Annotated in this window: 31 protein-coding genes; 26 read left to right on the top strand and 5 right to left on the bottom strand. The window is 44.5% G+C overall.

The window, feature by feature from the left end; genetic code table 11:
* The first annotated feature begins 33 nt into the window (after positions 1–33).
* Positions 34–1,179, top strand: coding sequence for an acyl-CoA dehydrogenase family protein (locus MHI44_RS14140; protein WP_003234334.1), 1,146 nt, complete (start codon positions 34–36; stop codon positions 1,177–1,179).
* A 23-nt stretch (positions 1,180–1,202) separates the two neighbouring features.
* Here the strand turns inward: MHI44_RS14140 and fbpB are convergent, their stop codons facing one another.
* Both fbpB and MHI44_RS14150 read right to left on the bottom strand, forming a co-directional pair.
* Entirely contained in the window at positions 1,203–1,382 is a 180-nt protein-coding gene (gene fbpB, locus MHI44_RS14145) for a Fur-regulated basic protein FbpB (RefSeq protein ID WP_010886410.1), read from the bottom strand.
* Positions 1,336–1,500, bottom strand: coding sequence for a Fur-regulated basic protein FbpA (locus MHI44_RS14150; protein WP_003225157.1), 165 nt, complete (start codon positions 1,498–1,500; stop codon positions 1,336–1,338). Before MHI44_RS14150 ends, fbpB begins: the two co-directional genes overlap by 47 nt.
* Positions 1,501–1,747: 247 nt before the next feature.
* Here MHI44_RS14150 and MHI44_RS14155 point away from each other — a divergent pair, with 247 nt between their 5' ends.
* Positions 1,748–2,620: a cation diffusion facilitator family transporter gene (locus MHI44_RS14155; protein ID WP_339202192.1), complete on the top strand. Its 873-nt coding sequence runs from the start codon at positions 1,748–1,750 to the stop codon at positions 2,618–2,620.
* Positions 2,621–2,634: 14 nt separating this feature from the next.
* Here the strand turns inward: MHI44_RS14155 and MHI44_RS14160 are convergent, their stop codons facing one another.
* Positions 2,635–2,955: a thioredoxin family protein gene (locus MHI44_RS14160; protein WP_003234326.1), complete on the bottom strand. Its 321-nt coding sequence runs from the start codon at positions 2,953–2,955 to the stop codon at positions 2,635–2,637.
* 153 nt (positions 2,956–3,108) lie between these two features.
* Here MHI44_RS14160 and MHI44_RS14165 point away from each other — a divergent pair, with 153 nt between their 5' ends.
* The 5 genes from MHI44_RS14165 (at position 3,109) to MHI44_RS14185 (ending at position 9,646) form a co-directional block, all read left to right on the top strand.
* Positions 3,109–4,194 (top strand): D-alanine--D-alanine ligase, encoded by a 1,086-nt coding sequence (locus MHI44_RS14165; RefSeq protein WP_014475870.1) that lies wholly within the window; start codon positions 3,109–3,111, stop codon positions 4,192–4,194.
* Between the two features lie 71 nt (positions 4,195–4,265).
* Positions 4,266–5,639 carry a UDP-N-acetylmuramoyl-tripeptide--D-alanyl-D-alanine ligase gene (gene murF, locus MHI44_RS14170; RefSeq protein WP_339202197.1) on the top strand — a complete coding sequence of 458 codons (1,374 nt, stop codon included), beginning with the start codon at positions 4,266–4,268 and terminating at the stop codon, positions 5,637–5,639.
* Between the two features lie 399 nt (positions 5,640–6,038).
* Positions 6,039–7,523, top strand: a complete 1,485-nt coding sequence (gene cshA, locus MHI44_RS14175; protein WP_003246685.1) for an ATP-dependent RNA helicase CshA — start codon at positions 6,039–6,041, stop codon at positions 7,521–7,523.
* A 172-nt stretch (positions 7,524–7,695) separates the two neighbouring features.
* A complete protein-coding gene (locus tag MHI44_RS14180) occupies positions 7,696–8,175 on the top strand; it encodes a PH domain-containing protein (protein WP_003234318.1) in 480 nt (159 codons plus the stop codon).
* Positions 8,165–9,646, top strand: coding sequence for a PH domain-containing protein (locus MHI44_RS14185; protein ID WP_339202199.1), 1,482 nt, complete (start codon positions 8,165–8,167; stop codon positions 9,644–9,646). The genes MHI44_RS14180 and MHI44_RS14185 overlap by 11 nt, the downstream gene beginning before the upstream one ends.
* Before the next feature lie 196 nt (positions 9,647–9,842).
* Here MHI44_RS14185 and MHI44_RS14190 read toward each other — a convergent pair whose 3' ends face one another.
* On the bottom strand, positions 9,843–10,442 hold the full coding sequence (locus MHI44_RS14190) for a rhomboid family intramembrane serine protease (RefSeq protein ID WP_003246687.1): 600 nt from the start codon (positions 10,440–10,442) through the stop codon (positions 9,843–9,845).
* Positions 10,443–10,536: 94 nt separating this feature from the next.
* Between MHI44_RS14190 and acpS the strand changes: the two genes are divergently transcribed.
* The 19 genes from acpS (at position 10,537) to MHI44_RS14285 (ending at position 22,732) form a co-directional block, all read left to right on the top strand.
* Positions 10,537–10,902 (top strand): holo-ACP synthase, encoded by a 366-nt coding sequence (gene acpS / locus MHI44_RS14195; protein ID WP_339202201.1) that lies wholly within the window; start codon positions 10,537–10,539, stop codon positions 10,900–10,902.
* Positions 10,903–11,067: 165 nt separating this feature from the next.
* Positions 11,068–12,084, top strand: coding sequence for an outer membrane lipoprotein carrier protein LolA (locus MHI44_RS14200; protein ID WP_003234282.1), 1,017 nt, complete (start codon positions 11,068–11,070; stop codon positions 12,082–12,084).
* Between the two features lie 114 nt (positions 12,085–12,198).
* The gene (gene alr, locus MHI44_RS14205) at positions 12,199–13,368 is read left to right on the top strand and encodes an alanine racemase (protein ID WP_167407878.1); all 1,170 of its coding nucleotides are present in this window, start codon (positions 12,199–12,201) and stop codon (positions 13,366–13,368) included.
* A gap of 115 nt (positions 13,369–13,483) precedes the next feature.
* The gene (gene endB / locus MHI44_RS14210; RefSeq protein WP_003225183.1) at positions 13,484–13,765 is read left to right on the top strand and encodes a type II toxin-antitoxin system antitoxin EndoAI; all 282 of its coding nucleotides are present in this window, start codon (positions 13,484–13,486) and stop codon (positions 13,763–13,765) included.
* 4 nt (positions 13,766–13,769) lie between these two features.
* Entirely contained in the window at positions 13,770–14,120 is a 351-nt protein-coding gene (gene ndoA, locus MHI44_RS14215; protein ID WP_003156187.1) for a type II toxin-antitoxin system endoribonuclease NdoA, read from the top strand.
* A gap of 114 nt (positions 14,121–14,234) precedes the next feature.
* Positions 14,235–15,059 (top strand): RsbT co-antagonist protein RsbRA, encoded by an 825-nt coding sequence (rsbRA, locus tag MHI44_RS14220; protein ID WP_015252765.1) that lies wholly within the window; start codon positions 14,235–14,237, stop codon positions 15,057–15,059.
* A 4-nt stretch (positions 15,060–15,063) separates the two neighbouring features.
* A complete protein-coding gene (rsbS, locus tag MHI44_RS14225; protein WP_003225190.1) occupies positions 15,064–15,429 on the top strand; it encodes an RsbT antagonist protein RsbS in 366 nt (121 codons plus the stop codon).
* A gap of 3 nt (positions 15,430–15,432) precedes the next feature.
* The gene (rsbT, locus tag MHI44_RS14230) at positions 15,433–15,834 is read left to right on the top strand and encodes a serine/threonine-protein kinase RsbT (protein ID WP_003246640.1); all 402 of its coding nucleotides are present in this window, start codon (positions 15,433–15,435) and stop codon (positions 15,832–15,834) included.
* A gap of 11 nt (positions 15,835–15,845) precedes the next feature.
* Positions 15,846–16,853 (top strand): phosphoserine phosphatase RsbU, encoded by a 1,008-nt coding sequence (gene rsbU / locus MHI44_RS14235; RefSeq protein ID WP_015252763.1) that lies wholly within the window; start codon positions 15,846–15,848, stop codon positions 16,851–16,853.
* Positions 16,854–16,914: 61 nt separating this feature from the next.
* On the top strand, positions 16,915–17,244 hold the full coding sequence (gene rsbV, locus MHI44_RS14240) for an anti-sigma factor antagonist RsbV (protein ID WP_144484224.1): 330 nt from the start codon (positions 16,915–16,917) through the stop codon (positions 17,242–17,244).
* On the top strand, positions 17,241–17,723 hold the full coding sequence (rsbW, locus tag MHI44_RS14245; RefSeq protein WP_003234299.1) for an anti-sigma B factor RsbW: 483 nt from the start codon (positions 17,241–17,243) through the stop codon (positions 17,721–17,723). The genes rsbV and rsbW overlap by 4 nt, the downstream gene beginning before the upstream one ends.
* On the top strand, positions 17,689–18,477 hold the full coding sequence (gene sigB / locus MHI44_RS14250; protein WP_003246715.1) for an RNA polymerase sigma factor SigB: 789 nt from the start codon (positions 17,689–17,691) through the stop codon (positions 18,475–18,477). Before rsbW ends, sigB begins: the two co-directional genes overlap by 35 nt.
* Positions 18,477–19,076 (top strand): phosphoserine phosphatase RsbX, encoded by a 600-nt coding sequence (gene rsbX, locus MHI44_RS14255; RefSeq protein WP_003246608.1) that lies wholly within the window; start codon positions 18,477–18,479, stop codon positions 19,074–19,076. Before sigB ends, rsbX begins: the two co-directional genes overlap by 1 nt.
* Before the next feature lie 113 nt (positions 19,077–19,189).
* Complete coding sequence (locus MHI44_RS14260) at positions 19,190–19,306, top strand: hypothetical protein (protein WP_003246539.1); 117 nt, start codon at positions 19,190–19,192, stop codon at positions 19,304–19,306.
* Positions 19,267–19,428 carry a hypothetical protein gene (locus MHI44_RS14265; RefSeq protein WP_003246653.1) on the top strand — a complete coding sequence of 54 codons (162 nt, stop codon included), beginning with the start codon at positions 19,267–19,269 and terminating at the stop codon, positions 19,426–19,428. The genes MHI44_RS14260 and MHI44_RS14265 overlap by 40 nt, the downstream gene beginning before the upstream one ends.
* On the top strand, positions 19,379–19,615 hold the full coding sequence (locus MHI44_RS14270; protein WP_147797771.1) for a hypothetical protein: 237 nt from the start codon (positions 19,379–19,381) through the stop codon (positions 19,613–19,615). The genes MHI44_RS14265 and MHI44_RS14270 overlap by 50 nt, the downstream gene beginning before the upstream one ends.
* Positions 19,612–20,052 carry an EVE domain-containing protein gene (locus MHI44_RS14275; RefSeq protein WP_003246529.1) on the top strand — a complete coding sequence of 147 codons (441 nt, stop codon included), beginning with the start codon at positions 19,612–19,614 and terminating at the stop codon, positions 20,050–20,052. Before MHI44_RS14270 ends, MHI44_RS14275 begins: the two co-directional genes overlap by 4 nt.
* Complete coding sequence (locus MHI44_RS14280; protein WP_144484221.1) at positions 20,036–20,479, top strand: MarR family transcriptional regulator; 444 nt, start codon at positions 20,036–20,038, stop codon at positions 20,477–20,479. The genes MHI44_RS14275 and MHI44_RS14280 overlap by 17 nt, the downstream gene beginning before the upstream one ends.
* A 93-nt stretch (positions 20,480–20,572) precedes the next feature.
* On the top strand, positions 20,573–22,732 hold the full coding sequence (locus tag MHI44_RS14285; RefSeq protein ID WP_217003203.1) for a Tex family protein: 2,160 nt from the start codon (positions 20,573–20,575) through the stop codon (positions 22,730–22,732).
* A gap of 9 nt (positions 22,733–22,741) precedes the next feature.
* Here the strand turns inward: MHI44_RS14285 and cmpA are convergent, their stop codons facing one another.
* Positions 22,742–22,855, bottom strand: coding sequence for a cortex morphogenetic protein CmpA (cmpA, locus tag MHI44_RS14290; RefSeq protein ID WP_003225207.1), 114 nt, complete (start codon positions 22,853–22,855; stop codon positions 22,742–22,744).
* Positions 22,856–22,945: the final 90 nt, after the last annotated feature.

A 22,945-nucleotide genomic window follows, 5' to 3' on the forward strand; every position in this document is an offset into this window, starting at 1 on the left:
ATTTATCGGAATTAAAACTTGGGGGGCTGCCGGATGTCATTATTTATACAAAACGATCAACAGCGGCAATGGATGGAGAAAATCGGACGGATTGCGGATGAATTTCAGCAAACAGCTGCTGAAGATGACGAACAGGGACGTTTTCCTGCAGAGAAAATACAAAAACTGCGTGATGCTGGGTATACAGCATTAACATTGCCGGCATCTCATGGCGGAGGGGGCATTTCTGTTTACGATATGCTCCTGTTTCAAGAACGGCTTGCACGGGGAGATGCTCCGACGGCTCTTAGCATCGGCTGGCATTTGAGCGTGATCGGGGAGCTTGGAGAAGGCAACAGCTGGGATGAAGACGTATTTGCATTTGTTGCCAAGGAAGTCCAAAACGGAGCTGTCATTAACAGGGCGGCGACTGAAGCGAAAACCGGAAGCCCGACAAGAGGAGGGCGTCCCGGTACACACGCCGTCAAAAAGGATGGCAAATGGGCAGTGAACGGGAGAAAAACCTTTACGACGATGTCACAAGCTCTGGATTATTTTTTAGTAACCGCATGGATTGAGGACAAACAAACAACAGGCGTGTTTCTCATTCATAAAGATGATCCCGGCTTGTCGATTGAAGAAACGTGGGATATGATGGCGATGCGGGCGACTGGGAGCCATGACCTTGTACTGAACGAAGTCATGCTTGATGAGAATAAGCTGGTGGAACTGCTTCAAGGGCCTCGTGGAGCTAAGCCGAATGGCTGGCTGCTTCACATTCCTGCGATTTATCTTGGTGTGGCTCAAGCTGCTCGTGACTATGCAGTGCAATTTGCATCTGAGTATTCTCCAAACAGCTTGAATGGACCGATCAAGAATGTCCCGGCCGTACAGCAAAGAACAGGCGAAATGGAGCTTGAACTGCTCAATGCCAGACACTTTCTTTTCCATATCGCTCAATTGTATGACGATCCGGTGCGGCGTCCACACTTGACCAGCGAGCTCGGTGCGGCGAAACATATCGTCACAAACGCTGCGCTGTCTGTTGTTGATAAAGCGATGAGAATTGTCGGGGCCAAAAGCCTGGAACGAACCAACCCGCTTCAGCGCTATTACCGTGATGTGCGCGCCGGTCTTCACAACCCGCCGATGGATGACGCCGTGATACACAAGCTGGCAGCTGAAGCGTTTGAGTCATAAAAAAAGAGCCTAGCCGGCTCTTTTTATGTATTGTTTTGCTCCTGCAGATTTTTTTGATGCTTGCGGTCAATTCTGTCATAAATAACGTTCATCAGCTTTGGATTGCCCATAATCGCCTCTTTGTTTTCCTGGATCAGCTGTTGGTAAGTTTTCACTTTACGCTTCGGCATGCTCCGGCGCCCTCCTGACATGTTTGTATTCACTTTCTAACTCCGTCAGCGACAATTCATACAGATGTCGCTTTGACTTTTTGTATATACCATTCTGTATTAACAGATGAATGAGCTGTTTTTTTCTGATTTCTGCAGACTGAGGTGTCATTGTGTCACCAACCTCCAATCAAACGATATTGATAATCATTATCAATTAACTTCAGTATACAATGTCCGCAATCGCCTGTAAAGGTGAAAACAGTCCTATTCTTTCGCCAATTTACAAACATTCAACAAATCGACAAAAAGTTTCCCGGGCAATAATTTGCTGTCGAAATATTCCGCTTCATTGAACGCACCCTGCTATTTTTCATGTTTTGAACCATACTATGTAATAGAATGGAGGCTGGTATTCAATGGAGCGGACAGAAAATCTGAAAAAGGGAGAAAAAGGGGCGCTCCTCAATATTTTTGCATATGTCATTCTTGCTGTTGTAAAGCTAGTCATCGGGATTCTATATCATTCTGAAGCGCTGAGAGCAGACGGGTTAAATAATGGAACAGATATTGTTGCGTCAGTAGCAGTGCTGATAGGATTGCGGATTTCTCAAAGACCGGCTGACAGCGATCATCCATACGGCCATTATCGGGCTGAAACAATTTCGTCTCTTGTTGCGTCTTTTATTATGATGGCAGTCGGCATTGAAGTGTTAATCGGCGGAGGAAAAGCGATTGCGGGCGGCACAACGGAAACGCCAAATCTTATCGCGGCATGGACGGCGTTAGGCAGTGCTGTGTTTATGTATGTCATCTATTTATATAACAAAAGGCTGGCAGCATCCATTAAAAGCTCTGCCCTGATGGCAGCGGCAAAGGACAGCAGGTCAGACGCTTTTGTAAGCGCAGGCGCGTTTATCGGTGTTTTTTCGTCCCAGCTGAAGCTGCCGTGGATTGATCCGGTAACGGCTTTTATCATCGGCATCATCATTTGCAAAACAGCGTGGGATATCTTTAAAGACGCTTCACATTCCTTAACAGACGGCTTCCATTTAAAAGATCTTGAGCCTTACAAACAGACCGTCGGCAGGATCGAAAATGTGCATCGCCTAAAGGATGTGAAAGCGAGGTATTTAGGCAGTACAGTTCATATCGAGATGGTCATTACGGTTGATCCGAAGCTTACAGTAGAAGAAGGCCATGGAGTGGCGGATGAAGTAGAAGACAAAATAAAACATGAACACGATGTCACTCATGTTCATGTTCATGTAGAGCCTGACGACATAAAATAAGGCTGTTTAACGAATTAGCTTATATGTTCAGATAAAAATTCAGTCACTTCTTCAGGCGTTTTGGCATTGGCGCTGTGAAGGTGAGCTGTTTTTTCACCGTTCTTGAAAATAAGCAGGCTGGGAATGCCCATTACTTGGTATTTTTCAGCCAGGTCAGGAAGCTCGTCCTTATTCAGCTCATACCAATCGTTTTGATTGTATTCTTCCAAAATATCGCCGATGAACATATTCATGCGTGTGCAGTCTGGGCACCAATCAGCATAAAACTTTACAATGATTTCTTTATCGGATTGAATCAGTTCATTAAATTGTTCGTTTGTTGTGATTTTTTTCATATGTCACATCTCCTTTTCAATGCCATTTTAATATAAAATAAAAAGGAATTACATACAAATGCATTCAACATCAGCATGCCCAAAAATAATTAGATCATTTTCCGGTGAAAATGATAAGATAGTAAAGATGAATTGTAGTGGGGGGAGTATCCATTGAAAACAAGTCTAGGATTAGTGTACGGAGGAAAGTCGGCAGAACATAATGTTTCCCTGCAGACGGCTCTGGCTGTAATCAAAGCGCTAAATACTGAGAAGTTTGATATACATCCGATTTATATAACAGAAAAAGGCGAATGGGTAAGAGGCGCTCGTTTAACTGAGCCTGTTTCAAATGTGAAAATGCTTCAATTTGAGCAAGGAGGCAGTGCTTTTTCTCCAGCTGCCCTGAACCAGGAGATGTTTCCGCAGGAAGCGTCACAGCAAAATGAAGCCATCGACGTCGTATTCCCGCTCCTCCACGGACCGAACGGAGAAGACGGTACGATCCAGGGAATGCTCGAGCTGTTGAACATTCCTTATGTCGGCAACGGAGTGCTTGCTTCCTCAGCCGGCATGGATAAAGTTGTCATGAAACATTTATTTGCTCAGGCCGGCCTTGCTCAGGCTAAATACGCAGCTTTCCTTAAGAAAGACTGGACTCGTTCTCCGAAAGAAAGCTGTGAGCAGGTTGAACAGGAATTAGGCTACCCTTGCTTCGTAAAACCGGCGAACCTCGGCTCAAGTGTCGGAATCAGCAAATGCCGAAACCGTGAAGAACTGCAAAAAGCGTTTGAGCTTGCTTTCCAATATGACCGCAAAGTCGTCGTCGAAGAAGGCATTAACGGCCGCGAGATCGAAATCGGCGTTCTTGGAAATGACGATCCTAAATGCTCTGTTGTGGGGGAAATCGCACCGAAGACGGATTTCTACGATTACAAAGCGAAATATGAGGATGGAGATACTGATCTGATGATTCCGGCGATTGTGACTGATGAGGAATACGCAACAATCAGTGATATGGCGATCAAAGCATTTAAAGCGATCGACGGTTCAGGACTCGTCAGAGCGGACTTTTTCCTGACAGCTGACGGCGAAGTTCTGATCAATGAAGTCAACACAATGCCTGGCTTTACACCTTTCAGCATGTTCCCGCTGCTCTGGAAAGAAGCCGGAGTGGAATATGCTGACCTGATTGAACAGCTTGTGGAGCTTGCAAAAGAACGCCACGCTGAAAAACAATTGATTAAGCATACATTCTAATGAAGAAGGACACTGCCGGTAAAAGGGCAGTGTTTTTTCCCGTATATACAAAAGAAAGAGAGGGACCTTACTTGATTAAGCGAACAGTAAAAAACATTGCCAAAATGGTTAATGGCACACTAACAAATCCGCAATATGAACAAACAGTCATTCATGGAGTGGCAACCGATACAAGAAAACTGGAACAACATCAGCTCTTCATTCCGCTGAAAGGGGAACGTTTTGACGGCCACACTTTTGTGGAGCAGGCTTTTGAAGCTGGTGTAGCGGCTGTTCTTTGGGATCGGTCAGAACCAAATCCGCCCGAGAATCACGCCGTCATTTTAGTGGACGATACCCTTACTGCACTTCAGCAGCTTGCAAAAGCCTATTTGCAGGAGCTTGGCACGCGTGTCATCGGAGTAACCGGAAGCAATGGCAAAACGACAACAAAAGATATGATTCACGCCGTACTGGGGACCCAGTACCGTGTCCACAAAACTGGAGGAAACTTCAATAATCATATCGGTTTGCCGCTGACGGTTTTAGCGATGCCTGAAAATACGGAGATCGCCGTATTGGAGATGGGAATGAGCGCCAAAGGAGAAATTGACCTCTTGAGCCGACTGGCAAACCCGGATGCGGCAGTGATTACGAATATCGGCGAATCGCATATGCAAGACCTTGGCTCTAGAGAGGGCATCGCGGAGGCGAAGCTTGAAATCATTAACGGGCTTAAAGAAGACGGAGTGCTGATTTATATCGGGGACGAACCGCTTCTTCAAAATGCATACAGCTGCCAGACGAAAACGTACGGTACGGGAGCGCATAATGATTATCAGCTTCAGGATGTCAGCCAGAGTGAGGAAGGAACCCATTTTACAATCAAAGGGATAAAAAACACGTTTTTTATTCCGATACTCGGCAAGCACAATGTGATGAACGCCATGGCAGCGATTGCTGCAGGAGCTTATTTTGGCATCACGCCTGAGGGTGCGGCAAAAGGACTGAGCGGCCTAAAGGTAACCGGGATGAGACTTGAACTCATCAAAACAGACAGCGGCCTTTCGATAATCAATGACGCTTATAATGCGAGCCCGACTTCCATGAAAGCTGCAATTCAATTGACAGAAAGCCTCGAAGGCTACGGCAAAAAAATGCTCGTGCTCGGTGATATGCTTGAACTCGGCGATCTTGAAGAAACGTTCCATAAAGAGTGCGGCGCTGTGATCAGCCCTGATAAAATTGACCGCGTCTTTACGTACGGAAAACTGGGAGCTTTTATCGCGGAAGGCGCCCTGAAACACTTTGAGAAAGACCGCGTCAGCCATTACACTGAGAAAAAAGATCTCCTCCAAGCTGTGAAGGAAAACGCATCAAAAGGCGATTTGATTTTATTCAAAGCGTCCAGAGGTATGAAGCTTGAAGAAATCGTTAAAGATTTAATAGAGAGCCCGCTTTCATAAGAAAATATTTTGCGAAAAAACGCATATTGCATCATAAAATAACATGATATGCAAACACTAATGTATGCCGGCCGAAAATTATGTATATCTGGCTGGCTGCGGCTATGATACAATATATATAGGTTATTTCGCGATACGAACATATTCGTCCGGACTTATCATCGTGACCCGAAGTTCTCCGCCGGATTCTTGGGAGCGGATGGAGCAGCAGCCGGCATATTCGAGATGCCGATCTGCTTCTCATCTTATTGAAAAACAAATAGTGTAATGGTAAGATAAAACTTAAAGTAATTCGGGCTTTGTATACGGATGGATCCTGTCCTTCTTGTCTAAAGGGCAGTTTTATAAGTGGTAAATCACGACATTACTGAAACAGCAATTAGAAGGAGTTTGAATAATTTGACTATAACGTTTCAAGATTTTAATTTAAGTTCTGATCTCATGAAAGCAATTAATCGTATGGGATTTGAAGAAGCAACACCGATTCAGGCACAAACGATACCGCTCGGACTTTCAAATAAAGACGTCATTGGACAAGCGCAAACAGGTACAGGTAAAACAGCTGCGTTTGGTATACCCCTTGTTGAAAAAATTAACCCCGAGTCTCCTAATATTCAAGCAATCGTAATCGCGCCAACCCGTGAATTAGCCATTCAAGTATCTGAAGAATTGTATAAAATCGGACAAGATAAACGTGCGAAGGTTCTTCCTATTTACGGCGGACAGGATATTGGACGGCAAATCCGGGCGTTAAAGAAGAATCCGAATATCATTGTCGGAACACCTGGACGTCTTCTTGACCACATCAATCGCCGCACAATTCGTTTAAACAACGTAAATACCGTTGTAATGGATGAAGCGGATGAAATGCTGAACATGGGATTCATTGACGATATTGAATCTATCCTTTCAAACGTGCCAAGCGAGCATCAGACACTTCTGTTCTCTGCCACAATGCCTGCACCGATCAAACGCATTGCAGAGCGCTTCATGACTGAGCCGGAACACGTAAAAGTAAAAGCGAAAGAAATGACGGTTTCTAACATTCAGCAGTTCTATTTGGAAGTGCAAGAACGCAAAAAATTCGATACACTGACTCGTCTTCTTGACATTCAGTCTCCTGAGCTTGCGATCGTATTCGGACGTACAAAACGCCGTGTCGATGAACTGGCTGAAGCCCTGAACCTTCGCGGATATGCAGCTGAAGGTATTCACGGTGACTTAACGCAGGCGAAACGTATGGTTGCGCTTCGTAAATTTAAAGAAGGCGCAATCGAAGTTCTAGTCGCAACTGATGTTGCCGCTCGCGGACTTGATATCTCAGGTGTTACACACGTATACAACTTCGACGTGCCTCAAGATCCTGAAAGCTACGTTCACCGTATCGGAAGAACGGGCCGTGCAGGAAAAACAGGTATGGCAATGACGTTCATTACACCGCGTGAGAAAAGCATGCTTCGCGCAATTGAACAAACAACAAAACGCAAAATGGACCGCATGAAGGAGCCTACACTTGATGAAGCGTTAGAAGGCCAGCAGCAGGTTACTGTTGAACGTCTTCGCACAACAATCAGTGAAAACAACCTGAACTTCTACATGACAGCGGCAGCTGAGCTGCTTGAAGATCATGATGCAGTAACAGTGGTTGCGGCGGCTATCAAAATGGCTACAAAAGAGCCAGACGACACACCGGTTCGCTTAACAGACGAAGCGCCGATGGTCAGCAAACGCTACAAGAACCAGCGCTCTTCTAAACGCAGAGACGGTCAAGGCGGCGGCTACCGCGGCGGAAAAGGGAAAAGCAACAACCGTTCTTCCTACGATAAAAAGCGTTCAAACGATCGCCGTTCTTCAGGTGACAGACGCCAGAAAAAATCTTACTAATTTGATCGATTCAGAGCCCAAAACATGATGTTTTGGGTTTTTTTATGTTCGCGATTTGTTATTCAGCAAACTTTCAGCTGACGGAAGCCATTTTTCTCTGTATGCTTAAGAATGAAACCTTTCTGTAAAAGAGACGTATAAGTAACGACGAAAAAAAGGGAGGTAGGTATTTTTGAGAGAGCAGCCAAAAAACCAAATCAGTCCAGACGGATTAAAGGTTTGGCGACTTCAAGAGATCATCATATCCGCTGTTTGCTTGCTTATTGTCATTGCAGTTGCAGTGTTAAGCTATTATTTTCATTGGCCGTACTGGATCAGCGGCGTGCTCGGCGCAGTTTGGCTGCTGGGATCGATTGTGACGGTCTTTATCATTCCGAAGGTCCGTCATAAGGTGTGGCGATATGAAGTCCATGAACATGAAATAGATATTCAGTCAGGTATTTTTGTGGTGACACGTGTGATTGTTCCGATGGTCAGAGTTCAGCACGTCGATACGTCACAAGGGCCATTATTAAAAAAATACAACCTGGCAACCGTGAAAATTTCCACGGCCGCGACCGTTCATTCGATCCCCGCTTTAGAGATGGAGGAAGCGGATCGGCTGAGAGACTCCATTTCCCGTCTGGCGAGGGTGACTGACGATGATGTCTGAACCGAAACGCCTGCACCCGGCAGCAGTCATTTTGAATTTATGCCATACCATTATTCAAACGGTAAAAAATATCATTCTGCCATTCTTTTTTGTGTATATTGTCAATTCAAACCATACTGTCCGTTTTTACGGAGCCATTGCGCTCGGTGTGCTATTCATCTGGCTTGTAGCGGCAAGCATTATCAAATGGAGAAGGTTTACCTATCGAATTGAAGATGATGAATTTAGAATCGAAGAAGGCTTATTTGTTACGAAAAAGCGATACATATCGATTGATCGGATTCAAACGATGAATACGAGCGCAGGCCTTGTCCAGCAAATCTTTAAGCTTGTGAAGCTGCAAATTGAAACAGCAGGCGGAGGCAAGGAGGCAGAAGCCGTCCTTTCTGCTATTTCTGTTGAAGAAGCGGAACGCATCAAAGAAGCTGTCTTTAAGAAAAAAGCGCAAAGACGAGAAAATGAACTTGATGAAGAACGGCTTGAAGCTGAAGAGGAGTTGGTTCCGGCCGTTGAGGTGCAAGAGCACTATCGCATGAACGCGAAAGAATTGCTCATGGCCGCTTCTACCTCCGGCGGAATCGGAGTCATTATCTCCGCTGTATTTGCACTTATTTCCCAGCTTGATGAAGTGCTGCCAATGGATTGGTTATTCGATAAGTTTTCCTTCCTTCAGCACGCCAGCATCGGTATTTACGCGGTACTGATTTTTATCGGTTTATTTATCGCCTGGATTTTCAGCATCGCGGGCATGATGTTTAGATACGCGAACTTTCAAATCATAAAAAAAGAGCAGGAACTGGTGATTTCAAGGGGAATTATTGAAAAACATCAAGTCACGATTCCATTGCGAAAAATACAAGCCATTAAAATCAAAGAAAATATCATTCGCCAGCTTTTCGGCTTTGTAACGGTGTCCATCGTCAGCGCAGGAGGCGGCGACCGGGAAAAAGAAGAAGGCGCTTTGACCATTCTCTTTCCAATGATTCATAAAAAAAAGCTTCCGCACATGCTCCGAACATTTACACCGGAATATACGCTGGAAGAAAACTGCCGCCGCCTGCCGCGGCGCGCGTTGAAACGTTATTTGTTCCGTTCTGTCATTTTTTCACTCTTTTTGATCATCCCGTTATGTATCTTCTTTCAGCCATGGGGCTATCTGTCAGTGATCCTGCTGCCGATAGAATTGTTCTTCGGCTATCTCGCGTATAAAGAGGCTGCATGGACGATCAACGGGGACCGTCTTCAGCTGACGTCTAGATTTATAGGCAGAACAACCGCCATTGTACTGAAAAAACGAATGCAGGTCTGCAAGTTCAGCCAATCCTATTTCCAAAAGAAAGGCCGCTTGTATACCATTTCTACTTCGGTGAAATCATCGAGCCATATGGAAGAATTAACGGTGAGGGATGTAGGTGAAGAGGATGCAGCCTTCATTTTAAAGTGGTACTCATATGAAAAAGCGGACGGTTAATACCGCCGCTCCAGCGTGTCGGCAAACCCTCGCATTCGTTGTCAGGACTGCGCTTCGGTGCTCACGAATGAGAACATTCGCTCCGCTCCTATGCTCGTCCTTCCTAGACTTCAAGGGTTTTCAATCACGCTGAAAAGATGACAAAATCCTAAAATGAAAACCATTTTAGGATTTTGTCAACAATCTGAAGCGGCGGTTAATACCGCCGCTCTTTTTTTTGCACGCATAAAAACGAAAGAAGAAACCCGCCGCATAGTCCAAACAGATGGGCCATCATGTTAATATTGGAGTTGATAAACGACATGAGAACGGCAAATGCGAGCAGTGTGATGATCATTTTGGAATGCTCCTGCCCTATTAGCTCATTGCGAAAAAGAACCATAAACAGGTACACGCCGAATAGCCCGAAAATTGCGCCTGAAGCACCGACATGCACGTAATCAAGCGGCTCTGTAACATAAGTGCCGATATTGCCGATGATGCCGGAGCCGGCGTATACAAGAAGAAAACGCGCTTTTCCCAGCATGCGTTCCAAAGCCGGGGCAAATAAAAAGATGGACATGGAATTAAACAGCAGATGTGTGAAACCGGCGTGCAGCAAAATCGGTGTGATCAGCCGCCACCATTCACCGTTTGCGACACCTAGATTATAGCCTGTGACGGTATCCCTCCATAACACGACTGAATGGGCAGGAAGTGAAAAAAACAGCCAGAGAACAGCTTGCAAAGCCAATATAAAGGTGACAACGGGGTAAAGCCTGATAAACGTTTGAAAATTTTCAGTCCGTATAAACATTCCGAGCCCCTTTTCTTCATTTTGGTATATCTATAGTAACACGTTTATGAGACAAACCATTTAAATAGTACGTAGGCAAAGGAGGTTATCATACATGATTTACGGCATTGGGCTGGACATTACCGAGCTTAAACGCATCGCCTCTATGGCTGGGCGCCAGAAAAGGTTTGCCGAGCGGATTTTGACGCGAAGCGAGCTTGACCAATACCATGAGCTTTCAGAGAAAAGAAAAATCGAATTTCTCGCGGGCAGATTCGCGGCAAAAGAAGCTTTCTCGAAAGCATTTGGCACCGGCATTGGGAGGCAGCTCAGCTTTCAGGACATTGAAATTAGGAAAGACCAAAATGGCAAGCCCTATATCATTTGCACGAAACTGATCCAAGCCGCCGTTCACGTATCGATCACTCATACAAAAGAATACGCTGCCGCGCAGGTTGTGATTGAAAGGTTGTCAAGCTAGTCTGCATATTAGGGAAACCCCACTCATATATTTGATAGTGCATTAAGGGAGACAAGTTGTTTGAGGCTTTTATGGTACGCATCTGTTCTGCCTAAACGTGTACCGAGCGTACCGTTAAAGTCAAACAAGCGATTTCTTCCTTTTACATCAATTGAGAAAAAGGGGTTGAAAAAGGTGAGAAAAAGCTTTGTTTTGCTTTTAACGGGACTGCTTGCTGTTCTTATTCTTTCTGCCTGCGGGCAAAAAACACAGCAAGATATTGTGGCCGGGTTAGATGAAAAGGCGAAAGAATACACCTCGTACAAAGCAAAAGCGAAAATGACCATCGAGACAGGGAGTGAGCCTCAAGTATACAATGTGGAAATCTGGCACAAAAAGCCGTCTCTGTACAGGGTTTATTTAGAGAATCCGAAAAAGGACCAAAACCAAGTCATTTTACGAAATGAAAACGGAGTATTCGTTCTCACGCCGTCTTTAAATAAGAGCTTCAGATTTCAAAGCGATTGGCCAAACAACAGCAGCCAGGTTTATCTGTTTGAATCGCTCGTAAAGGATGTTCAAAACGATTCGGATGCAGTTTTCACAGCGAAAGAAAAGAAATACGTATTCGAAACAAAAACAAACTATCAGCATAACAAAATGCTGCCGACGCAAGAAATCACATTTAACAAAAAAGATATGAGCCCGTCATCTGTCAAAGTGATGGATACCGACCGGAAAGTGATGGTCAAAGTAGAATTCAGCAGCTTTGAATTTAATAAACAATTTGATAAAGAATCATTTGATGAAAAGAAAAATATGACCCTTTCTCAAATGGATGTCGCCACAAGCGCGAAGCCTTCCGATACATTTGCGGTCAAAACGCCGCTGGAACTGCCGCTTGGCGTCAAGCTGCTTGAAGAAAAAGATATATCTACTGAAGACGGGAAGCGCATCATCATGACGTACGGAGGAGAAAAATCATTTACGTTAATTCAGGAAAAAGCCCAGATTGCCAAGGCTTCCTCCTCCGTTACGCTGAACGGCGAACCGGTAAATCTCGGCTACACCATCGGCGCCCTGTCGGATGCATCATTGTCATGGACATATGACGGCGTAGATTACCTTCTCTCTTCTAAAGATCTTTCTAAAGAAGAAATGGTAACAGTAGCGAAAAGCATGCAGGGACAATCATCGAAATAACCGCCAAAGGCCAAACATGATTTGGCCTTTTTTTCGTTAGACATCGTTTCCCTTTAGCCTTTAATTTTAGTATGATATGTAAATGATATTGAATAAAAGCTAGGAAGTGTCGTAATGAGCACAAAACCTTTTTACAGAGATACGTGGGCGGAAATTGACTTGTCCGCGATAAAGGAAAATGTCAGCAATATGAAAAAACATATCGGTGAACATGTCCACCTGATGGCAGTTGTGAAAGCAAACGCCTACGGGCATGGTGATGCAGAAACAGCAAAGGCTGCTCTTGACGCAGGTGCCTCATGCTTGGCTGTGGCCATTTTGGATGAAGCGATTTCACTGCGCCAAAAGGGATTGAAGGCGCCTATATTGGTGCTTGGCGCGGTTCCCCCAGAGTATGTGGCAATCGCTGCTGAGTATGACGTGACCTTAACAGGTTATTCTGTTGAATGGCTTCAGGAGGCAGCCCGCCACACGAAAAAAGGTTCTCTTCATTTTCATCTGAAGGTCGATACGGGGATGAACAGGCTTGGTGTAAAAACAGAGGAAGAAGTTCAGAACGTGATGGCCATTCTTGACCGCAACCCTCGTTTAAAGTGCAAAGGGGTATTTACCCATTTTGCGACAGCGGATGAAAAAGAAAGAGGCTATTTCTTAATGCAGTTTGAGCGCTTTAAAGAGCTGATTGCTCCGCTGCCGTTAAAGAATCTGATGGTCCACTGCGCGAACAGCGCCGCCGGGCTCCGGCTGAAAAAAGGCTTTTTTAATGCAGTCAGATTCGGCATCGGCATGTATGGCCTTCGCCCGTCTGCTGACATTTCGGACGAGATACCGTTTCAGCTGCGTCCGGCATTTACCCTGCATTCGACGCTGTCACATGTCAAACTGATCAGAAAAGGCGAGAGCGTCAGCTACGGAGCCGAGTACACAGCAAAAAAAGATACATGGATCGGGACGGTGCCTGTAGGCTATGCGGACGGCTGGCTCCGAAAATTGAAAGGGACCGACATCCTTGTGAAGGGAAAACGCCTGAAAATTGCCGGCCGAATTTGCATGGACCAATTTATGGTGGAGCTGGATCAGGAATATCCGCCGGGCACAAAAGTCACATTAATAGGCCGGCAGGGGGATGAATATATTTCCATGGATGAGATTGCAGGAAGGCTCGAAACCATTAACTATGAGGTGGCCTGTACAATAAGTTCCCGTGTTCCCCGTATGTTTTTGGAAAATGGGAGTATAATGGAAGTAAGAAATCCTTTATTGCAGGTAAATACAAGCAATTAACTTACCTAAATGGAGAATTCATAAAACAGCTTTGCTTGAAGAGTGAATAATGGTATCATTATCACTGGATGGATAAAAGAGTCGTATCCGTAAGTTTGGTGGAGGTGTATGTTTTTTGTCTGAATCCAGCGCAAGAACCGAAATGAAAATCAGCTTGCCCGAAAACCTAGTAGCTGAATTGGATGGTGTAGCGATGCGGGAGAAACGAAGCAGAAACGAACTGATATCACAAGCAGTGAGAGCGTATGTCAGCGAACGAACAACTCGTCACAACCGTGATTTGATGAGACGCGGCTATATGGAAATGGCGAAAATCAACCTGAATATTTCTTCTGAGGCTCACTTTGCGGAGTGCGAGGCTGAAACGACAGTTGAGCGCTTAGTCAGCGGAGGATAATCATTTGATTGTGAAACGCGGCGATGTTTATTTTGCTGATTTATCTCCTGTTGTTGGCTCAGAGCAAGGCGGGGTGCGCCCGGTTTTAGTGATCCAAAATGACATCGGAAATCGCTTCAGCCCAACTGCTATTGTTGCAGCCATAACAGCACAAATACAGAAAGCGAAATTACCAACCCACGTCGAAATCGATGCAAAACGCTACGGTTTTGAAAGAGATTCCGTTATTTTGCTGGAGCAAATTCGGACGATTGACAAGCAAAGGTTAACGGATAAGATTACTCATCTGGATGATGAAATGATGGATAAGGTTGATGAAGCCTTACAAATCAGTTTGGCACTCATTGATTTTTAGACATATTTGCAGGTTGCTCAAATAGAGCAACTTTTTTTGTTTTCAAAAAACATAAACGATATAATAGTGAAATAACGAAAAAATATGTTGTTTTTTATTGGGAGGTAAGCGAATTTGATGTCGAACCAGACTGTATACCAGTTCATTGCCGAAAATCAAAATGAACTGCTCCAACTGTGGACTGACACACTAAAAGAATTAAGCGAGCAAGAATCCTATCAGCTGACTGACCAAGTGTATGAAAATATATCTAAAGAATATATCGACATTCTGCTGCTGTCTGTTAAGGACGAAAATGCTGCTGAAAGCCAAATCAGCGAACTGGCGCTTCGAGCGGTCCAAATCGGACTGTCTATGAAGTTTTTGGCTACTGCGTTTGCTGAATTCTGGAAGCGTCTCTACACGAAAATGAATGATAAGAGATTGCCAGATCAAGAGAGCACGGAATTAATCTGGCAGATTGACCGCTTTTTCAGCCCGATTAACACAGAAATTTTTAATCAATACTCAATCTCATGGGAAAAAACAGTATCTCTGCAAAAAATCGCGCTGCAAGAGCTGTCTGCGCCGCTTATCCCGGTGTTTGAAAATATCACTGTGATGCCTCTTGTCGGAACAATTGATACCGAACGCGCGAAACGAATTATGGAAAACCTTCTTAATGGCGTCGTCAAACACCGTTCCCAAGTCGTGCTGATTGACATTACAGGTGTCCCTGTCGTCGATACGATGGTTGCCCATCATATTATTCAGGCATCAGAAGCTGTAAGGCTTGTCGGAGCAAAATGCCTGCTGGCCGGAATCCGCCCGGAAATTGCTCAAACCATCGTCAATTTGGGGATTGATTTATCCCAAGTTATAACTAAGAATACCCTGCAAAAAGGAATTCAAACAGCATTGGAAATGACGGATCGAAAAATCGTTTCATTGGGGGAATAACATTTTGAGACATCCGAAAATCCCGATCTTGAAACTGTATAATTGCTTATTAGTGTCCATTCAGTGGGAACTTGATGACCAAACAGCATTAACCTTTCAAGAAGACTTATTAAATAAAATATACGAAACAGGTGCTAACGGAGTCGTCATTGACCTGACATCTGTGGATATGATTGATTCATTTATCGCGAAAGTGCTGGGCGACGTCATTACAATGTCTAAGTTAATGGGGGCTAAAGTCGTCTTGACCGGCATTCAGCCTGCTGTGGCAGTGACGCTGATTGAACTTGGAATCGCACTTGAGGAAATCGAAACTGCGCTCGACTTAGAGCAGGGGCTTGAGACATTGAAGCGGGAATTGGGGGAATAGCGAATGAACGACCAATCCTGTGTAAGAATCATGACAGAATGGGATATTGTGGCCGCCAGACAGCTGGGACGAAACGTTGCGAAAGAACTGGGTTTCGGCACGGTAGACCAGGCTAGAATTACAACGGCTATTTCAGAATTAGCCAGGAATATTTATTTATATGCCGGCAAAGGGCAGATTGGAATTGAACAGGTCGCAGACAGAGGAAAAAAAGGCCTGAAAATTATAGCGGAAGACCAAGGGCCGGGAATTCCTGATATCCGAAAAGTCATGGAAGACGGGTTTTCAACGTCTGGAGGACTTGGTGCGGGACTTCCCGGGGTCAAAAGGCTGATGGATGAATTCAGCTTAAATTCCGTAGCGGGGGAAGGAACAGAGATACAAGCCATCAAATGGCTTCGGTAGGAGGTAAGAACGTGGATTTTAGGGAGGTTATTGAGCAGCGGTATCATCAGCTGCTTAGTCGATATATAGCCGAATTAACAGAAACATCTTTATATCAAGCCCAAAAATTCAGCCGAAAAACAATCGAGCACCAAATTCCTCCGGAAGAAATCATCAGCGTTCACAGAAAAGTGCTGAAGGAGCTGTATCCAAGTCTCCCGGAAGATGTGTTTCATTCGCTGGATTTTTTAATAGAAGTCATGATTGGCTATGGAATGGCTTATCAGGAGCATCAAACCCTTAGAGGGATACAGCAGGAAATCAAATCAGAAATTGAAATCGCGGCAAATGTCCAGCAGACGCTTCTCGGAACTAAAGTTCCTCAGGAGGAAGCGCTGGATATCGGCGCCATCAGTGTTCCCGCTAAACAGATGAGCGGTGATTACTACCACTTTGTCAAAGACAAGGAATCCATCAATATCGCAATCGCGGACGTGATCGGAAAAGGCATTCCAGCGGCTTTATGCATGTCCATGATTAAATACGCAATGGACTCTTTGCCGGAAACGGGCATACACCCTTCTCAAGTGCTGAAAAATTTGAATCGTGTTGTTGAACAAAACGTTGATGCCAGTATGTTTATTACGATGTTTTATGCGAATTACAATATGGACAAGCATCAATTTACATATGCTTCAGCGGGACATGAACCGGGATTCTATTATTCTCAAAAAGACAACACGTTTTACGATTTAGAGGCCAAAGGACTCGTTCTCGGCATCTCGCAGGACTATGACTACAAACAATTCGATCAGCATCTGGAAAAGGGCGATATGATTGTTTTATTTTCTGACGGCGTCACAGAATGCAGAACGGAAAACGGTTTCTTGGAGCGTCCTGATCTGCAGAAGCTCATTGAGGAACATATGTGTTCCTCCGCGCAGGAAATGGTCAAAAACATTTATGACAGCCTCCTCAAATTGCAGGATTTTCAGCTTCACGATGATTTTACGTTAATTGTTTTGCGGAGAAAGGTTTAACGTCTGTCAGACGAGGGTATAAAGCAACTAGTGATTTGAAGGAAAATTTGAGGTGATACGAATGAATATAAATGTTGATGTGAAGCAAAACGTGAATGATATACAAGTAAACATTGCAGGAGAAATTGATGTATACTCAGCCCCGGTGCTTAGAGAGAAGCTCGTTCCTCTGGCAGAACAAGGAGCTGACTTAAGAATTTGCCTGAAAGATGTCAGCTACATGGACAGTACCGGATTGGGCGTTTTTGTAGGGACCTTTAAAATGGTGAAAAAACAAGGCGGTTCGCTGAAACTTGAAAATCTATCTGAACGGCTGATCCGACTGTTTGACATTACAGGCTTGAAGGACATCATTGATATTTCTGCAAAGTCAGAAGGTGGAGTGCAATGAAGAATAATGCTGATTACATCGAAATGAAAGTGCCGGCCCAACCTGAATATGTGGGAATTATAAGACTGACGCTGTCAGGGGTCGCAAGCAGAATGGGCTATACGTACGATGAAATTGAAGACTTGAAAATCGCAGTCAGTGAGGCGTGCACAAATGCGGTTCAGCACGCTTACAAAGAAGATAAAAATGGGGAAGTGTCAATACGATTCGGTGTGTTTGAAGACCGTTTAGAGGTTATTGTGGCGGATGAAGGAGACAGCTTTGACTTTGATCAAAAGCAGCAGGATCTAGGGCCGTACACACCTTCGCACACAGTTGATCAATTATCAGAAGGAGGGCTCGGTCTATATTTAATGGAAACGCTCATGGATGAAGTCAGAGTGCAAAACCACTCCGGCGTCACCGTAGCGATGACAAAGTATTTAAATGGGGAGCGAGTTGATCATGACACAACCATCAAAAACTACGAAACTAACTAAAGATGAAGTCGATCGGCTCATAAGCGATTACCAAACAAAGCAAGATGAACAAGCGCAGGAAACGCTTGTGCGGGTGTATACAAATCTGGTTGACATGCTTGCGAAAAAATACTCAAAAGGCAAAAGCTTCCACGAGGATCTCCGCCAGGTCGGCATGATCGGGCTGCTAGGCGCGATTAAGCGATACGATCCTGTTGTCGGCAAATCGTTTGAAGCTTTTGCAATCCCGACAATCATCGGTGAAATTAAACGTTTCCTCAGAGATAAAACATGGAGCGTTCATGTGCCGAGACGAATTAAAGAACTGGGTCCAAGAATCAAAATGGCGGTTGATCAGCTGACCACTGAAACACAAAGATCGCCGAAAGTCGAAGAGATTGCCGAATTCCTCGATGTTTCTGAAGAAGAGGTTCTTGAAACGATGGAAATGGGCAAAAGCTATCAAGCCTTATCCGTTGACCACAGCATTGAAGCGGATTCGGACGGAAGCACCGTCACGATTCTTGATATCGTCGGATCACAGGAGGACGGATATGAGCGGGTCAACCAGCAATTGATGCTGCAAAGCGTGCTTCATGTCCTTTCAGACCGTGAGAAACAAATCATAGACCTTACGTATATTCAAAACAAAAGCCAAAAAGAAACTGGGGACATTCTCGGTATATCTCAAATGCACGTCTCGCGCTTGCAACGCAAAGCTGTGAAGAAGCTCAGAGAGGCCTTGATTGAAGATCCCTCGATGGAGTTAATGTAATGATCCAGGTTGAAGAAAACGAGCATATTCAAACTCTAGTATATCAACTGAATAAAGAAGGGAAATCGATTTGCGGTGACAGTTTTTTTATGAAAGCTGATGATAAGGAGTTAATTTGCGCGGTTGCTGACGGACTGGGAAGTGGATCACTTGCTAATGAATCCTCTGCAGCCATCAAAGACTTAGTGGAAAACTATGCGAGTGAAGACGTAGAAAGCATTATCGAACGCTGTAATCAGGCGATGAAAAACAAAAGAGGCGCTACAGCATCTATCCTGAAAATCAATTTTGAGCAAAGGCAGTTTACGTACTGCTCTGTCGGAAATGTACGGTTTATTCTGCATTCCCCGTCTGGTGAAAGCTTTTATCCTCTGCCGATTTCGGGCTATTTATCAGGCAAGCCGCAAAAATACAAAACGCACACCGCCACCTATGAAAAGGGTTCAAAGTTCATTATACATACAGATGGACTCAACGTACCTGATATCCGCTCCCATTTGAAAAAAGGCCAATCGGTAGAAGAAATATCGAATTCGCTGAAAATGTATACGACATCGAGAAAAGATGACCTGACCTATATTCTCGGACAGCTGTCCTAGAGAATAAGAACAAGAAGAAGCCGGAATGCCGGCTTCTTTTTTTTGCGGTTGACTATTAATAAGTGCGCTTATTATAATTAATAAGTGAACTTATCATTCTGGGAGCTTATGGGATGTGGAATTATGAATACACAGCGATAGCTGATGTGGATGTGGGAAAACCTGGAACTGTTATCAGGAAACAGAAACAATGGATCAATGGGAGACGGGTATTGCATCAGATTCTTTGAAAGGACAATTTCAAAATGGAACGGAAGGAACATTGCTTCTGCAAGGAAAAACAATTCTCTTATGGCTTGAGCATGTGGAGAAACATCGGGCGTTTTCTGTCATGGTCAACATGCCCGCATAGCAATGTAATAATGGAGTTTTTTCACGTGCTTCAAAAGCAAAAAGAAGATTTGTGTATCACATATGGAATTGTATTAGAAGGCGCTGAAGCAAAAAAGTGGGGAGAAATCATTGGGACTGAACTGTCTAAAGACATGCCGACGGCTGTCAGCAGGCTTGTCCATCTTTACGGAGGAGTGATAAAATGAACACAAATTACTGGATCGGCGTTGTGTCAGAGCAGCATGTATTAAAAGGCGCTGCCGGCGGTTTTGCACAGCTGTGCCATGGAAAAAAAGCCCCGCTCGCCAAAATGAAAGAGGGAGATTGGCTGATTTATTATTCTCCGAGAGACGCATATCCAGACGGCAAACTGCTGCGAAGCTTTACTGCGATCGGCAAAGTAAAAAGCGGAAACATCTATCCGTATCAAATGGCTCCGAATTTTATTCCATACCGATTAGATATAGACTATTATCCATGCCATAAAATCGGTTTTTACGACATTAAATCAAAGCTTGAATTTGTTCAGGAAACCAAGCATCTTGGCTTTTTATTTCGCAGAGGACACTTTGAAATAAGCAAAAAAGATTTTTTGACAATAGCACAAGCGATGGGAGTTAACATAAGTGGAATGGCACTCTAAATTTAGCGGTCCGAACAAAAGCCCGGGCTTTTTATTATGGCAGGCCACGCAAAGCTGGCAGCGGAAAGTAGGAAAAGCATTGGCTGAGTTTGACCTGACCCACGTTCAATTTGTTCTGCTGACCTCGTGCAAGTATATGATTGCTCACGGAGAAACCGTCACGCAAAAAAAACTTGCAAGCTTCAGCCAGACCAATATCATGATGGTTTCGGAGGTTGTGCGGACGCTTGAGAAAAAAGGATTTATCGAAAGAAGCAAAAATCCCCAGGATAAAAGAGAGGTCCTCCTGTCTCTTACAGAAATAGGAGGAGAAAAAGTAACAGCGGCTTTGCCAATTGTTGAGAAGATTGATCAAGCCTTCTTTGCAGCTGCGATGAAAAAAGAGAATTTTCTGAGCGGCTTACAGGAACTATTGAAACATGAGTAAAGATACGGGCAGCGCCAGCTGTCTTTTTTTATGTGTTTTTTTCGGTTTTTGATACACTAGAGAAAGAACGACAAAATTGGAGGCTTTGGTTACATGGAAACGTCAGCCCTTTTAAAACAGCAAATTGCGAAAGAAATAGGTTTATCACAAAAACATGTTGAAAGTGTCATCCGCCTGCTTGAGGACGGCAATACAGTCCCGTTTATTGCCCGGTATCGAAAAGAGCAGACGGGTTCAATGGATGAGGTTCAGATTCAGACGATTTCTGAACGCTGGCAATACATACAAAACCTGAATCAGCGAAAAGAAGAAGTCATCAGGCTGATTGCAGAGCAGGATAAACTGACAGATAATCTAAAACGTAAAATCGAGCAATCGGTGAAGCTTCAGGAAGTGGAAGACCTTTACCGCCCTTATAAACAAAAACGTAAAACAAAGGCGACAGTCGCCAAAAGCAAAGGCCTTGAGCCGCTTGCCGACTATATCCTGACACTTCCCCAAGATGATCATCTGGCAGCAACTGCAGACCAATACATCAGCGAAGAAAAAGAAGTGTTCACACGAGAAGAAGCGATTGAAGGCGCCAAGCACATTATTGCGGAACAAATCTCAGACGAGCCGACCTTCAGAAAGTGGATTCGCCAGGAAACCTTCAAAAGAGGAACCATTAAGTCTGCAGCCGGAAAGTCGGCAGACACCGATGAGAAAAATGTGTATGAAATGTATTACGAGTATGAAGAGCCAATTGCAAAAGTCGTTCCGCATAGGGTGCTGGCAATGAACCGCGGCGAAAAAGAAGACATTTTAAAGGTGTCGATCGAACCGCCTGCGGATCACATTAAGGCGTATTTAGAAAAACAAATCATCAAAAATCGCTCAACATCCGTAAAAGAGATTTTGCAGGAGACAATTGAAGACAGCTATAAAAGGCTGATCCAGCCGGCAATCGAGCGTGAAATCAGGAAAGAGCTCTCAGAAAAAGCTGATGAACAGGCGATTCATATTTTCTCAGAGAACTTGAGAAAACTTCTTTTGCAGCCGCCGATGAAAGGCAAAACCGTTCTCGGTGTTGACCCAGCCTTTCGAACCGGCTGTAAGCTCGCTGTGTCAGATGAGACTGGAAAAGTCTTGAAAATTGATGTGATCTATCCGCATGCGCCAGTCAACAAAACAAAAGAAGCCCATGAAAAAGTGAAAAAGATTCTTGAGCAGTATCAAGTCGAGATGGTGGCGATCGGAAACGGCACAGCATCCAGAGAAACAGAGCAATTCATCGTCAATGTACTCAGAGACATGCCGCGCAAAATTTATTATGTGATCGTCAATGAAGCGGGAGCAAGCGTCTATTCGGCTTCAGAGCTTGCCAGAGAAGAATTCCCTGACCTTAAGGTTGAAGAGCGCAGTGCCGTATCTATTGCTCGGAGACTTCAAGACCCGCTCGCGGAGCTCGTTAAGATCGATCCGAAGTCTGTTGGTGTCGGACAGTATCAGCATGACGTCAGCCAAAAACGCTTAAATGAATCTCTGCGGTTTGTCGTCGAAACTGTCGTAAACCAGGTTGGAGTAAACGTCAACACAGCCTCCGCCGCGCTGCTTCAATATGTAGCTGGATTATCGAAATCTGTAGCAGGCAACGTTGTCAAAAAACGCGAGGAAATCGGAAAGTTTTCAAATCGAAAAGAACTGAAGGACATCCCAAGGCTCGGTGCGAAAACCTATGAACAATGTATCGGTTTCTTAAGAGTGCAGGAAGGGACAGAGCCTTTGGATAGAACAGGCATCCACCCGGAAAGCTATAAAGAAACAAAAGCACTTTTGAAAAAACTCGGACTTTCAACAGAACATATCGGCACGGCGGAATTGAAGGACAAAATCAATCAGCTGGCGCTCTCTGAAACGGCAAAAGAGCTGGGAATCGGCGAAATCACTCTGAAAGACATTTGTGAACAGCTGACAAGGCCGGAACGCGATCCACGCGATGAGGTGCCTAAGCCTTTGCTGAAAACAGACGTCCTTCAGCTGGAAGATTTGAAAGAGGGAATGGAACTGCAGGGCACCGTGCGCAATGTAGTGGACTTCGGAGCGTTTGTTGATATCGGAGTCAAACAAGACGGGCTTGTGCATATCTCAAAATTGAGCAATCAATTCGTCAAGCATCCTCTTGATGTCGTATCTGTCGGCGATATTGTGACAGTTTGGGTTGACGGCGTAGATGTACAAAAAGGCAGAGTATCGCTGTCTATGGTAAAATAAAAGCACTGCTTACGAGCAGTGTTTTTTCCTATAGAAATACCAGCATTGATTCAGCAGTTTAATTTGGTAATTATCTTTTTCAAGGAACGCTTTTTGCATCTGCTTTTTAAGCCAATTTGGCATAGGCTCATTCCTCCTCAGCTTTTATCATAAGAGGGACGGTGATTACCATATTGTATGCGAACGGTGAATTGTCCCGTTCAATGTTTTTTA

Source organism: Bacillus sp. FSL K6-1366 (assembly GCF_037976695.1).
GTDB classification, from domain to species: Bacteria; Bacillota; Bacilli; order Bacillales; family Bacillaceae; genus Bacillus; species Bacillus subtilis.

Excerpts from the sequence above, each read along its gene's own strand:
- MHI44_RS14140 (WP_003234334.1), top strand. The coding sequence starts at position 34 with ATGTCATTATTTATACAAAACGATCAACAGCGGCAATGGATGGAGAAA.
- MHI44_RS14150 (WP_003225157.1), bottom strand. The coding sequence starts at position 1,500 with ATGACACCTCAGTCTGCAGAAATCAGAAAAAAACAGCTCATTCATCTG.
- MHI44_RS14155 (WP_339202192.1), top strand. The coding sequence starts at position 1,748 with ATGGAGCGGACAGAAAATCTGAAAAAGGGAGAAAAAGGGGCGCTCCTC.
- MHI44_RS14160 (WP_003234326.1), bottom strand. The coding sequence starts at position 2,955 with ATGAAAAAAATCACAACAAACGAACAATTTAATGAACTGATTCAATCC.
- MHI44_RS14185 (WP_339202199.1), top strand. The coding sequence starts at position 8,165 with ATGATGTCTGAACCGAAACGCCTGCACCCGGCAGCAGTCATTTTGAAT.
- MHI44_RS14190 (WP_003246687.1), bottom strand. The coding sequence starts at position 10,442 with ATGTTTATACGGACTGAAAATTTTCAAACGTTTATCAGGCTTTACCCC.
- acpS (WP_339202201.1), top strand. The coding sequence starts at position 10,537 with ATGATTTACGGCATTGGGCTGGACATTACCGAGCTTAAACGCATCGCC.
- alr (WP_167407878.1), top strand. The coding sequence starts at position 12,199 with ATGAGCACAAAACCTTTTTACAGAGATACGTGGGCGGAAATTGACTTG.
- rsbT (WP_003246640.1), top strand. The coding sequence starts at position 15,433 with ATGAACGACCAATCCTGTGTAAGAATCATGACAGAATGGGATATTGTG.
- rsbV (WP_144484224.1), top strand. The coding sequence starts at position 16,915 with ATGAATATAAATGTTGATGTGAAGCAAAACGTGAATGATATACAAGTA.
- rsbW (WP_003234299.1), top strand. The coding sequence starts at position 17,241 with ATGAAGAATAATGCTGATTACATCGAAATGAAAGTGCCGGCCCAACCT.
- sigB (WP_003246715.1), top strand. The coding sequence starts at position 17,689 with ATGACACAACCATCAAAAACTACGAAACTAACTAAAGATGAAGTCGAT.
- rsbX (WP_003246608.1), top strand. The coding sequence starts at position 18,477 with ATGATCCAGGTTGAAGAAAACGAGCATATTCAAACTCTAGTATATCAA.
- MHI44_RS14260 (WP_003246539.1), top strand. The coding sequence starts at position 19,190 with ATGTGGAATTATGAATACACAGCGATAGCTGATGTGGATGTGGGAAAA.
- MHI44_RS14265 (WP_003246653.1), top strand. The coding sequence starts at position 19,267 with ATGGATCAATGGGAGACGGGTATTGCATCAGATTCTTTGAAAGGACAA.
- MHI44_RS14270 (WP_147797771.1), top strand. The coding sequence starts at position 19,379 with ATGTGGAGAAACATCGGGCGTTTTCTGTCATGGTCAACATGCCCGCAT.
- MHI44_RS14275 (WP_003246529.1), top strand. The coding sequence starts at position 19,612 with ATGAACACAAATTACTGGATCGGCGTTGTGTCAGAGCAGCATGTATTA.
- MHI44_RS14285 (WP_217003203.1), top strand. The coding sequence starts at position 20,573 with ATGGAAACGTCAGCCCTTTTAAAACAGCAAATTGCGAAAGAAATAGGT.
- cmpA (WP_003225207.1), bottom strand. The coding sequence starts at position 22,855 with ATGCCAAATTGGCTTAAAAAGCAGATGCAAAAAGCGTTCCTTGAAAAA.